Below are 12,121 nucleotides of genomic sequence, written 5' to 3'. Positions count from 1 at the left end.
TCGGGCGCCACAACTTCAAGATCGCGCGGAGCGGGTCGCGCGGAACGGGTCGCGCGGAACGGGTCGCGCGGAACGGGGCTGCGTGGAACGGGGGACGCGCCGGAGGGGAGAGGTGGGAGGCGGGATCTCACAACCGGGGCCGCGACCAAGGCGAGAAAGACGTTTCAGGTGCGACAACAAACGGTGCGACCCGTGGTAACGAGGATTCCATAACATCCACGGCCATGACTCTCGCCGTGGAAGAAGCGCCGTCACCGCCCTCGCGGGGCGGTCGCTGGATCGACGACTGGCGCCCGGAAGACCGTGCCTTCTGGGAGCAGGCCGGGGCGAAGATCGCCCGGCGCAATCTCGTCGTCTCCATCCTGTCCGAACACATCGGGTTCTCGATCTGGAGCCTCTGGTCGGTCTTCGTCCTGTTCCTCGGGCCGGAGTACGGTCTCGACCCGGCCCAGAAGTTCCTCCTCACCAGCGCTCCGACGCTCGTCGGCGCGGTGCTGCGCCTGCCGTACACCTTCGCGGTGGCGACCTTCGGCGGCCGGAACTGGACCATTTTCAGCGCATTGCTGCTGGTGGTGCCCACGATCCTCGCCGGCGTCGTGCTCGAGCCCGGCGTCTCGTTCACCACGTTGCTGATCGTGGCCTCGATCGCCGGTGTCGGCGGCGGCAACTTCGCCTCGTCGATGGCGAACATCAACGCCTTCTACCCGCAGCGGCTCAAGGGCTGGGCGCTGGGGATCAACGCGGGCGGCGGCAACATCGGCGTTCCCGCCGTCCAGCTCGTCGGCCTGCTCGTCCTGGCCACCGCGGGCGCCGCGCACCCGCGGTTGATCGTGCTGATCTACCTGCCGCTGATCATCGTCGCCGCGCTCTGCGCAGCGCTGTTCATGGACAACCTGACGCACGCCTCCAACGACAGGCGCGCCATGCGCGACGTCATCAAGGACCGTCACGCCTGGATCATGTCGCTGCTGTACATCGGCACGTTCGGATCGTTCATCGGCTTCGGCTTCGCGTTCGGGCAGGTGCTGCAGGTGCAGTTCAAGGCCGAGTTCGACACCCCGGTCAAGGCGGCCTACCTCACCTTCATCGGCCCGCTGCTCGGCTCGCTCATCCGCCCGGTCGGCGGCCTGCTCGCGGACCGCTTCGGCGGTGCCCGGGTCACCTTCTGGAACTTCATCCTGATGGCGATCGGCGCGACCACCGTGCTCGTCGCCTCCCGGCAGCACTCCCTGCCGCTGTTCGTGACCGGGTTCGTGTTCCTGTTCCTCTTCAGCGGGGTCGGCAACGGCTCGACGTACAAGATGATTCCGGCGATCTTCAAGGCGAAGTACGTCTCGGACGAGAACGAGTCCCGGCGCCTGGCGACCGCGCTCATCGGCGTCGCGGGTGCGGTCGGCGCGGCCGGCGGCGTGCTGGTGAACCTCGCCTTCCGGGAGTCGTTCCTGGCCTACAAGACCGGCGACGGGGCATACATCGCATTCCTCGCGTTCTACGCGATCTGCTTCGCGGTCACCTGGTTCGTCTATCTGCGCAGGTCACCGGGGCGACTGTCGGGGGTATAGCCCCGATTTTGAGGAGCGGGGGGCGCCGAGTATCGTGGACTGCTGTTGTGCGATGACAAGGCGTCCCCTAGTTCGGGTACGCTGGGTGGTCGTGCGCGCTGAGCGCCGCCATCGAGAGCGCACCCCGGAACCGACGACGTGGAAGACAAGGTAAACCTGTGGGTACGTACAGCCCGAAGCCGGGTGAGATCGAGCGCACGTGGCACGTCATCGACGCCACTGACGTGGTGCTCGGGCGTCTGGCCACGCACGCTGCGACGCTGCTGCGCGGCAAGCACAAGCCGACGTTCGCCCCGCACGTTGACACCGGCGACTTCGTCATCGTGATCAACGCTGGCAAGGTGGCGCTGACCGGCAACAAGCGTCAGAGCAAGGTCGCCTACCGCCACTCGGGTTACCCGGGCGGTCTCAAGGCGGTCGGCTACGAGGAGCTGCTGACCAAGCACCCCGAGCGGGCGATCGAGCTGGCCGTCAAGGGCATGCTCCCGCACAACCGCCTGGGCGCGCGTCAGATCCGCAAGCTGAAGGTGTATGCGGGCGCCGACCACCCGCACGCCGCTCAGCAGCCCAAGCCGTTCGAGATCAAGCAGATCGCGCAGTGAGCGCGGACGAAGGACAGAGCGTGACCGACGAGACCATCGACGCCCCGACCCCGGCCGCTGTCGCGACCGTCGAGACCCCGGCGCCCGCCGCTGCCACTGCCGCTGTCACCCCCACGCGGGTGCGTCGCGCAGGCCAGCCGATCCAGACCGTGGGCCGCCGCAAGGAGGCCATCGTCCGGGTCCGCCTCGTGCCGGGCACGGGCAAGTTCCAGCTCAACGGTCGCGAGCTGGAGAACTACTTCCCGAGCAAGGTCCACCAGCAGTCGGTCCGCGAGCCGCTGGTGATCGTGGAGAAGGCCGAGACGGTCGACGTCTACGCCAACCTCCGCGGCGGCGGCACCACCGGCCAGGCCGGTGCGCTGCGGCTGGCGATCGCCCGGGCCCTCGTCGAGAACGAGCCCGACGACCGGGCGGCGCTGAAGAAGGCGGGCTTCCTGACCCGTGACGCTCGCGCCACGGAGCGCAAGAAGTACGGTCTGAAGAAGGCCCGCAAGGCCCCGCAGTACTCGAAGCGCTAATCAAGCCTTTCGGCCGGGTGCCACCCTAGAGGTGGGCGCCCGGCCGATTTGCGCTGCGCGGAAGTCCGAACCATGGGAGGTACGCAATGGGGCGACTCTTCGGCACCGACGGGGTTCGTGGGCGGGCAAACGCCGATCTGACTCCCGAGTTGGCGATGGCCGTCGCCATCGCGGCCGCGCAAGCGCTGTTCGAGCACGACCGCTCCCACGCCCCGGTCGCCGTCGTGGGCCGTGACCCGCGGGCCAGCGGCGAGATGCTGGAGGCGGCCGTCGTGGCCGGCCTGACCAGCGCCGGTGCCAACGTCGTCCGGGTGGGTGTGCTGCCGACACCCGCTGTCGCGTACCTCACCGGTGTCCTCGGTGCCGACATCGGCGTGATGCTCTCCGCCTCGCACAACCCGATGCCCGACAACGGCATCAAGCTCTTCGCCGCCGGCGGTCACAAGCTCCCCGACGAGGTCGAGGACGAGATCGAGCGGCTGATCGACGACCGCACCCATCTCCGTCCCACGGGCGCGGGCATCGGCCGGGTCACCGACTATGCCGAGGGTGAGGACCGCTACGTCCGTCACCTGCTCACCTCGCTGCCCAGTCCGCTCGCCGGGCTGAAGGTCGTGGTGGACTGCGCCAACGGCGCCGCCTCGTCGGCCGCCCCGGAGGCGTACCGCCGGGCCGGGGCCTCGGTGATCGCGATCAACGCCGACCCCGACGGCCTCAACATCAACGAGGACTGCGGCTCCAACCATCTCGAGCAGCTCCGGGCGGCCGTGGTCGAGCACGGCGCCGACCTGGGCATCGCGCACGACGGTGACGCCGATCGCTGCATCGCGGTCGCGGCCGACGGCGCCGACGTCGACGGCGACCAGATCATGGCGATCCTCGCGCTCGCGATGCGCGACGCGGGCACCCTCACCGAGGACACGCTCGTCGCCACCGTCATGAGCAACCTGGGGTTGAAGCTGGCCATGGCCGAGGCCGGCATCCGGCTGCTGGAGACCCGGGTCGGCGACCGATACGTGCTGGAGGAGCTGCGGGCCAAGGGCCTCGCCCTCGGCGGGGAGCAGAGCGGGCACATCGTGATGCCGGCCTTCGCGACCACCGGCGACGGCGTGCTGACCGCGCTGCACCTCATGGGCCGCATGACAACGACGAGGCGGAGCCTGAAGGATCTCGCCTCGGTCGTGCACCGCCTGCCTCAGGTGATGATCAACGTCCCGGTGCTCGACCGCTCGGCCGCCGCGAAGTCGCCGCAGGTGCTCGACGCCGCCAAGCAGGTCGAGGCCGAGCTCGGCGGCACCGGCCGGGTGCTGCTGCGCCCCTCGGGCACCGAGCAGCTCGTGCGGGTCATGGTCGAGGCGGGCACGCAGGGGACCGCCAAGGAGGCGGCCGAGCGGATCGCCGCCGTCGTTCGGGCGGTGTCGCCTACCCAGTAGTAACCTGCGGCGCATGACCAATGCCCGCACCGTCCTCGTCACCGGTGCCTCTCGCGGCATCGGCAAGGCCAGCGCCATGGCCTTCGCCGCCGAAGGCTGCAACGTCGCGCTGACCTCCCGCAAGATCGACACCCTCGACGCCGTCGCGGCCGAGATCGGCGACCGGTTCCCCGGCGTCGGCGTGCTCACCCACACCGCGCACGCCGCCGAGCCCGACCAGGCCGCCGCCGTGGTCGACGCGGCGGTGGAGCGCTTCGGCGCCGTCGACGTCCTGGTGAACAACGCCGCCACCAACCCGTACTTCGGTCCGCTGATGGAGATCGATCCGGTACGGGCGGAGAAGACCGTCCGGCTCAACCAGTTCGGCGTCGTCCTGTGGAGCCAGCTGGTGTGGAAGGCGTCGATGGCGTCCCGCGGCGGCGTGATCGTCAACGTCGCGTCGGTCGGCGGCCTGCTCACCGAGCCCGGCATCGGCTACTACAACGCCACCAAGGCCGCCGTCATCCACCTCACCCGGCAGATGGCGGCCGAGCTCGCCCCGGGCGTCCGTGTCAACGCCGTCGCCCCCGGCATCGTGCGCACACAGCTCGCGCGCGGCCTGTGGGAGAACAACGAGGACCTTCTCAACGCGAAACTGCCGCTCGGGCGAATCGGTGAGCCCGACGACGTGGCCGGCGTCATCACGTTCCTCGCCGGACCGGCATCGCGCTGGATGACCGGCCAGGCCCTGGTCGTCGACGGCGGTGCGCAGATCCGCTCGCCCATCGCGTAGCAGGGGGTGGCTCCGGCGTACAATCGGCCGATTATGCGCAGGACTCGTGCGCAATGACGACACTTTCGCGCACGGGTCCTGCGTGATTTTCTGCTACGGTACCTCCATGTGCGGAATCGTGGGGTACGCCGGCGCGCGTCCGGCCCTGAACATCGTTCTGGACGGGCTGCGGCGGCTGGAGTACCGCGGTTACGACTCGGCCGGTGTCGCCGTCGTCACCACCGACCCGGACCGGTCGACGCCTGCGGCGCGTGACCTCGACGGTGAGCTGCTCACCGCGAAGCGCGCCGGCAAGCTCGCCAACCTGGAGAAGGCGCTGCAGGAGGAGTCGACGGCCGGACTGGCCCTCGGCACCACCGGCATCGGCCACACCCGCTGGGCCACCCACGGCGGACCCACCGACCGCAACGCCCACCCCCACCGCTCCGCCGACGGCCGGGTCGCGGTGATCCACAACGGCATCATCGAAAACTTCGCGAAGCTGCGCGCCGAGATCGAGTCGACCGGCATCGAGTTCGCGTCCGACACCGACACCGAGTGCGCGGCGCACCTGCTCGCCATCGAGCTGCAGTCGGCCGAGGGCGCCACGCCGGGCGAGCGGCTCGCCGAGGCGATGCGCGCGGTCTGCCGCCGGCTGGAGGGCGCGTTCACGCTGCTCGCCGTCGACGTGCAGGCCCCCGGGGTGGTTGTCGGCGCCCGGCGCAACTCGCCGCTGGTCGTCGGTCGCGGCACCGGCGAGAACTACCTCGCCAGTGACGTGTCCGCCTTCATCGAGCACACCCGCGAGGCCGTCGAGCTGGGTCAGGACCAGGTCGTGCTGATCAGCGGCGACGACATCGTCATCACCGACTTCCTCGGCAACCCGGCGGAGGGCAAGACCTTCCACATCGACTGGGACGCCTCCGCCGCCGAGAAGGGCGGCTACGACTACTTCATGCTCAAGGAGATCGCCGAGCAGCCGCACGCCGTCGCCGAGACGCTGCTCGGCCGGCTCAACGAGCACGGCGACCTGCTGCTCGACGAGGTGCGCCTGTCCGACCAGGACCTGCGCGACGTCGACAAGGTGTTCATCGTCGCCTGCGGCACGGCGTACCACTCGGGCATGGTCGCGAAGTACGCCATCGAGCACTGGACGCGCATCCCGTGCGAGGTCGAGCTGGCCAGCGAGTTCCGCTACCGCGACCCGGTCCTCGACCGCTCGACGCTCGTCGTGGCGATCTCGCAGTCCGGCGAGACGATGGACACCCTCATGGCGTTGCGCCACGCGAAGGAGCAGAAGGCGCGCGTTCTCGCGATCTGCAACACCAACGGCTCGACCATCCCGCGTGAGTCCGACGCAGTGCTCTACACCCACGCCGGCCCGGAGATCGCGGTCGCGTCGACCAAGGCTTTCCTCACCCAGCTCGTCGCCTGTTACCTCGTCGGCCTGCACCTCGCGCAGGTGCGCGGCGTGAAGTACGCCGACGAGGTGGCCGCGGTCGTCGCCCAGCTCCAGGAGATGCCGAAGAAGGTCGAGCAGGTCCTGTCGACGATGGAGCCGATCCGTGAGCTGGCCCGTGAGCTGGCCGAGGCGAAGAGCGTGCTGTTCATCGGCCGGCACGTGAGCTACCCGGTCGCGCTGGAGGGCGCCCTGAAGCTCAAGGAGCTTGCGTACATGCACGCCGAGGGCTTCGCCGCCGGTGAGCTGAAGCACGGGCCGATCGCGCTGATCGACAAGGGCACGCCGGTCGTCTGCGTGGTGCCCTCGCCGCGCGGCCGGGGCGTGTTGCACGACAAGGTCGTCTCCAACATCCAGGAGGTCCGGGCCCGTGGCGCCCGCACGATCGTGATCGCGGAAGAGGGGGACACGGCCGTCGCGCCGTACGCGGACCACCTCTTCTACGTGCCGGTCACCCCGACCCTGCTCGCCCCGCTCGTCACCACGGTCCCGCTGCAGGTGCTCGCCTGTGAGATCGCGGCGGCCCGCGGCCACGACGTCGACCAGCCCCGCAACCTGGCGAAGTCCGTCACCGTCGAGTGACCCCGGGTGCGGTCCCGGTGCTCCAGTTCAGCCTGCCGACGCGCGACCCGGACCGGCCGGTCCGCACCACCATCGACGGCTCCATGACGGGCTTCGCCAAGCGCTCCTTCCGGACCGTCGGATAGGCCGTCTTCCGGTGTGACAAGGTAGGAGCCGTGATCGTGTCCGTCGGCATCGACGTGGTCCTGGTCGAGCGGTTCGGCAAGGCGCTCGACCGCACACCGCTGCTCGCCGATCGCCTGTTCACCGCCGCCGAGCGGGTCACCGGCTCGGGCAACCCGCGCTCGGCGGAGTCGCTCGCGGCCCGGTTCGCGGCCAAGGAGGCCGTCGCGAAGGCCCTCGGCGCGCCCGGCGGACTGCACTGGCACGATTGCGAGATCGTCACCGACCCCGACGGCCGGCCGTGGCTGACCGTCTCCGGCACCGTCGCCCAGGCCGCCGCCGAGCTCGGGATCTCGCGGTGGCACCTGTCGCTGTCCCACGACGGCGGGATCGCGTCGGCCATGGTGGTCGCGGAACGGCTGTCCACCGACTCAAGGAGCCACGAATGAGAGCTGCTTGGCGCGTCGCCCAGGTCCGCGCCGCCGAAGAGGCGCTGATGAAGACCCTGCCCGGCGGCGCGCTCATGCAGCGTGCCGCGGCGGGGTTGGCGCGCCGCTGTGCCGCGTCGTTGCCGCAGGTGTACGGCAGCAGCGTCCTCCTGCTGGTCGGGCCCGGCAACAACGGCGGCGACACGCTCTACGCGGGCGCGCGGCTCGCGCGGCGCGGTGCCCGGGTCCGGGCGCTGCTGCTCGATCCCGACCGGGTCCACCGCGAGGGCCTCGCCGACCTGCGGAACGCGGGCGGATCCGTGGTCCGCGACGTGCCGTCCACAGTGGACCTCGTCGTCGACGGCATCCTTGGCATCGGCGGCCGCGGTGGGCTGCGCGAGCCCGCGGCGAGTCAGGTCGCCGCGGTCTCCGGCGCACTGCGTGGCGCCCCGGTCATCGCGGTCGACGTCCCGTCCGGCGTCGACGCCGACACCGGCGCGGTCACCGGCATGGCCGTCCGCGCCGACGTCACCGTCACCTTCGGCGCCCTCAAGCCCGGCCTGCTCGTCGGTGCCGGCGCGGTGCACAGCGGCCTGGTCGAGCTGGTCGACATCGGCCTCGCCCCATATCTCGAGGGTGATCCCGCCCTGTACGTCCCCGAGGCCGACGACGTCGCCGCCTGGTGGCCGCGGCCGGTTGCCAACGACAACAAGTACTCCCGCGGCGTCGTCGGCATCGCCACCGGCTCCGATCGCTACCCCGGCGCCGCCGTCCTCTCGGTCGCGGGTGCCCTGGCCGGTCCCGCGGGCCTGGTCCGCTACGCGGGCACTGCCATCGAGCAGGTCCGTTTCCACCACCCGCCCGTCATCCCGACGGACCGGGTCGCCGACGCCGGCCGGGTGCAGGCATGGGCGTGCGGCAGCGGCCTCGGCAGTGACGAACGGGCCTACACCGAAGTGCGCACGGTCCTCGGCACGCCGGTGCCCGCGGTCCTCGACGCCGACGCGCTCACGCTGCTCGTCGACGCGCGGATGGCAGACTGGCTGCGCGGCCGCGACGCGCCGACGGTGGTCACCCCGCACGACGGCGAGTTCCAGCGGCTGGCCGGCGGCGCTCCGGGTGACGACCGCATCGGCGCCGCGGCGCACCTCGCGGAGCGGATGGAATCGGTGGTACTGCTCAAGGGCGACCGCACGATCATCGCGACCCCCGACGGCCGGGTCTTCGTCAACCCGACCGGCACCCCGGCGCTGGCCACCGGCGGCACGGGCGACGTGCTGACCGGTCTGCTCGGCTCCCTCCTGGCGGCGGGTCTGCCGGCGGAGCACGCCGCGACGGCGGCCGCTTTTGTCCACGGCCTGGCCGGCCGCCTGGCGGCCGAGGAGGGCCCGGTGACGGCCGCGAATGTGGCGGCGCACCTGCGCCCGGCGGTCCGTTCGCTGCGGGCGACCTGACTCGGCTGGGGTAGAGGTCCACTGCCCACCGTAATGTGACGCGAGCGTACTGATCCACCCTCCGGGTTAGCCCTTACCCTAGGGGGATGTGGCAGGCGCAGGTTCGGATCGATCTTGATGCGATCCGGCACAACGTGGTGACTCTGCGTGGTCTCCTCGCGCCGCACACCCACCTCATGACCGTCGTCAAGGCGGACGCCTACGGCCACGGCATGCTGCCCGTCGCCCGGGCCGCGCTCCAGGCCGGTGCCACCTGGCTCGGGGTCGCGACCCTCGACGAGGCCCTGCGACTGCGGGCCGACGGCATCACCGCGCCGGTGCTCGCGTGGCTGCACAGCCCGGGACGGCCGCTGCACGAAGCGGTCGAGCAAGGAGTCGACCTCTCCGCGTCCTCGATCGGGACGCTCCACGAGATCGTGCGGGGTGCCCGCAAGGTCGGGAGTGTGGCCGGCGTCCATCTCAAGGTCGACACCGGGCTCTCGCGCAACGGCGCTCATCCCGCCGACTGGCCGGCGCTGGTCGAGCAGGCCGCCAAGGCGCAGGCCGACGGGCACGTCGAGGTCGTCGGCGCGTGGAGCCACTTCGCGTGTGCGGACGAGCCGGGGCACCCCTCGATCGGGCGGCAGCTGGCGGCGTTCCACGAGGCTGTCGACACCGCCGCGCGGTTCGGGATCGCACCCCGCCTGCGGCACCTCGCCAACTCGGCCGCCGCCGTCACGTTGCCCGACAGCCACTTCGACCTGGTGCGGGTCGGCCTCTCCACATACGGGCTCTCGCCCATTCCCGGCGTCGGCCCGGCGCTGCGTCCGGCGATGAGTGTCCACGCCCGGGTGGCGCTCGTGAAGTCCGTGTCCGCGGGCGAGGGCGTCTCCTACGGGCACACGTACAAGACGTTGAAGGACACCACCCTGGCACTGGTGCCGCTGGGCTACGGCGACGGCGTCCCGCGCTCGGTGAGCAGCCGGGGCCCCGTCTGGCTGGCCGGCAAGGTCCGGCGCATCGTCGGGCGGGTCTGCATGGACCAGGTCGTCGTCGACTGCGGCGACGACGAGGTGCGCGTCGGAGACGAGGCGGTGCTGTTCGGCGCCGGCACGGAGGGCGAGCCGACCGCCGATGACTGGGCGCTGGCCGGCGACACCATCAACTACGAGATCGTGACGCGGATGGGCAGCGAGCGGACGCCGCGGATCTACGTAGGGGAGCCGGTATGACGGATGTTGAGGTCGCCAAGGGCAGCAAACGGCGCAAGGCCGGCATCATCGGCGCGATCGTCGGCCTTGCCGCCGCGGGTGTTGCCGCCGGGGTCGCGGCCGAGCGGTATTTCGTCAACCGCTCGAAGAAGGCCGACGACGTCTACGCCGACGAGGAGTTCGGCGTCTGGGACTTCGACGAGGAACTGACCGTCACCACCGACGACGGCATCGACCTGCACGTCGAGGTTGTCGACGGCCCGAGCGAGGCGACACTCGTTTTTGTGCACGGCTTCTGCCTGGACATGGGGACGTTCCACTTCCAGCGCAAGGCGTTCGAGGGCGAGTACCGCATGGTCTTCTACGACCAGCCGGGCCACGGCCGCTCGGGCAAGCTGAACAAGGGCGAGTACACGCTCGACGCGCTCGGTGCCGGCCTGCGTGCGGTGCTGCAGGCGACCGCGCCGACCGGCCCGGTGGTGCTCGTCGGCCACTCGATGGGCGGCATGACGATCATGGCTCTGGCTGAGCAGGTGCCGGAGCTGTTCGAGAACCGGGTCGAGGCGGCCGTGCTGATCTCGACCTCGGCCGGCAAGCTCGACCAGGTCAACTTCGGCCTGCCCGACGTCGTGGCGAAGTTCCGCCGGCCGCTGCTGCCGATCATCGGGTTCGCCGGCCCGATCAGCTCGGCCGTCATCGACCGGGCCCGCCATGCGTCGACCGACCTGGCCTGGCTGCTCACCCGGCGGTACGGCTTCGGGACCGCGCGCCCCAGCCCGGCCCTGGTGTCGTACGTCGAGAAGATGAACTCGAAGACGTCGACCGACGTCATCGCGCGGTACCTCCGCACCCTCTACACGCACGCGCGCCTGCTGCTGCTGGGCCCGCTGCGCTCGGTGCCGGTGCTGCTCGTCTGCGGCGACCGCGACGTGTTGACACCGCTCACCCACACCCGCGAGATAGCGTCGGTGCTGCCGGAGGCCGAGCTGATGATCGTCGCCGACGGCGGCCACGTCGTGCTGCTCGAGCACGCCGACGCGGTCAACGACGCCATGGACACGTTCTTGACGAAAGTGCTGGAGCAGTGAGCCGAATTCTGTCCACCGTGGACGACACACGCGCCTTCGGCCGGGAACTGGCCGCCGTGCTCCGAGCGGGCGACCTGGTGGTCCTGACCGGCCCGCTCGGTGCCGGCAAGACGGCGCTGGCGCAGGGCGTCGGCGCGGGCCTGCACGTGCGCGGCGACGTGACCTCGCCGACGTTTGTGATCGCCCGTGTCCACCAGCCCGACACCGCCGGCGGCGGCAAGGTGCCCATGGTCCACGTGGACACCTACCGCCTCGGCGGCGTGCGGGATCCGCTGGGTGAGGTGGACGCGCTGGACCTCGACGCGACGCTGGAGGACTCGGTCACGCTGGTGGAGTGGGGCGAGGGCCTGGTCGAGCAGCTCAGCGACGAGCACCTGGAGGTTCGCCTGGACCGCCGTGACGACGACGCCAGGGTGGTGGCCCTGATCCCGCGCGGCGGCGACTGGGACGCCCGCCTGGCGGGCATGGGCGCCCGGTGACAGCTGGACGTCGCCGGTCCCGCCGCACGGCTGATCAGTCGAGGCAGAACTCGTTGCCCTCGGGGTCGGCCATCACGATGTGACCGGCGTCGAGCGGAGGAGCCGGCTCGTGGCGCTCGAGCCGGGTGGCGCCGTGGGAGACGAGCCGCTCGGCCTCCGTCTCCAGGGCCGCCATCCGCGCGTCGCCCGCGAGCCCGGGGGCGGCTCGCACGTCGAGGTGCACGCGGTTCTTGGTCTGCTTGCGCTCCGGCACCCGCTGGAAGAACACCCGCGGCCCGGAGTCCTCGGGGTCGACCACCGCCGAGGCGTCGTTGCGGAGCTCGGGCGGCACCCCCATCGCGTCCAGGGCCTGGTCCCAGGACTCGAAGCCCGCGGGCGGGCCCTGCACCTGGTAGCCGAGGGCCTCGGCCCAGAAGGCCGCCAGCCCGGCCGGGTCGGCGCAGTCGAACGTGAACTGGACGTCGCGGGCCATC

At 71.1% G+C, this 12,121-nt stretch carries 12 protein-coding genes; 11 read left to right on the top strand and 1 reads right to left on the bottom strand.

Features of this window, described 5'->3' with window-relative positions:
• The first annotated feature begins 224 nt into the window (after positions 1-224).
• The 11 genes from Dfulv_RS44190 (at position 225) to tsaE (ending at position 11,648) form a co-directional block, all read left to right on the top strand.
• On the top strand, positions 225-1,562 hold the full coding sequence (locus tag Dfulv_RS44190; protein WP_259859783.1) for a nitrate/nitrite transporter: 1,338 nt from the start codon (positions 225-227) through the stop codon (positions 1,560-1,562).
• 158 nt (positions 1,563-1,720) lie between these two features.
• Entirely contained in the window at positions 1,721-2,164 is a 444-nt protein-coding gene (gene rplM / locus Dfulv_RS44185; RefSeq protein ID WP_259859782.1) for a 50S ribosomal protein L13, read from the top strand.
• Between the two features lie 20 nt (positions 2,165-2,184).
• Positions 2,185-2,682 (top strand): 30S ribosomal protein S9, encoded by a 498-nt coding sequence (rpsI, locus tag Dfulv_RS44180; protein ID WP_319805732.1) that lies wholly within the window; start codon positions 2,185-2,187, stop codon positions 2,680-2,682.
• 86 nt (positions 2,683-2,768) lie between these two features.
• Positions 2,769-4,115 (top strand): phosphoglucosamine mutase, encoded by a 1,347-nt coding sequence (glmM, locus tag Dfulv_RS44175; protein WP_259859781.1) that lies wholly within the window; start codon positions 2,769-2,771, stop codon positions 4,113-4,115.
• 13 nt (positions 4,116-4,128) lie between these two features.
• Complete coding sequence (locus Dfulv_RS44170) at positions 4,129-4,887, top strand: SDR family oxidoreductase (RefSeq protein ID WP_259859780.1); 759 nt, start codon at positions 4,129-4,131, stop codon at positions 4,885-4,887.
• A gap of 106 nt (positions 4,888-4,993) precedes the next feature.
• On the top strand, positions 4,994-6,907 hold the full coding sequence (gene glmS / locus Dfulv_RS44165; protein WP_259859779.1) for a glutamine--fructose-6-phosphate transaminase (isomerizing): 1,914 nt from the start codon (positions 4,994-4,996) through the stop codon (positions 6,905-6,907).
• 155 nt (positions 6,908-7,062) lie between these two features.
• Positions 7,063-7,458 (top strand): holo-ACP synthase, encoded by a 396-nt coding sequence (locus tag Dfulv_RS44160; protein ID WP_259859778.1) that lies wholly within the window; start codon positions 7,063-7,065, stop codon positions 7,456-7,458.
• Complete coding sequence (locus Dfulv_RS44155) at positions 7,455-8,891, top strand: NAD(P)H-hydrate dehydratase (RefSeq protein ID WP_259859777.1); 1,437 nt, start codon at positions 7,455-7,457, stop codon at positions 8,889-8,891. The genes Dfulv_RS44160 and Dfulv_RS44155 overlap by 4 nt, the downstream gene beginning before the upstream one ends.
• A gap of 86 nt (positions 8,892-8,977) precedes the next feature.
• The gene (gene alr / locus Dfulv_RS44150) at positions 8,978-10,102 is read left to right on the top strand and encodes an alanine racemase (RefSeq protein ID WP_259859776.1); all 1,125 of its coding nucleotides are present in this window, start codon (positions 8,978-8,980) and stop codon (positions 10,100-10,102) included.
• Positions 10,099-11,169, top strand: coding sequence for an alpha/beta fold hydrolase (locus Dfulv_RS44145; RefSeq protein WP_259859775.1), 1,071 nt, complete (start codon positions 10,099-10,101; stop codon positions 11,167-11,169). Before alr ends, Dfulv_RS44145 begins: the two co-directional genes overlap by 4 nt.
• An 8-nt stretch (positions 11,170-11,177) precedes the next feature.
• Positions 11,178-11,648: a tRNA (adenosine(37)-N6)-threonylcarbamoyltransferase complex ATPase subunit type 1 TsaE gene (tsaE, locus tag Dfulv_RS44140; protein ID WP_259869416.1), complete on the top strand. Its 471-nt coding sequence runs from the start codon at positions 11,178-11,180 to the stop codon at positions 11,646-11,648.
• 34 nt (positions 11,649-11,682) lie between these two features.
• Here the strand turns inward: tsaE and Dfulv_RS44135 are convergent, their stop codons facing one another.
• A complete protein-coding gene (locus tag Dfulv_RS44135) occupies positions 11,683-12,120 on the bottom strand; it encodes a VOC family protein (RefSeq protein ID WP_259859774.1) in 438 nt (145 codons plus the stop codon).
• Position 12,121 lies beyond the last annotated feature (1 nt).

This window comes from Dactylosporangium fulvum (assembly GCF_025137375.1).
Classification (GTDB): Bacteria; Actinomycetota; Actinomycetes; order Mycobacteriales; family Micromonosporaceae; genus Dactylosporangium; species Dactylosporangium fulvum.
Note: the sequence above shows the minus strand (reverse complement) of the source record. Positions and strands in the feature narration are given on the sequence as shown.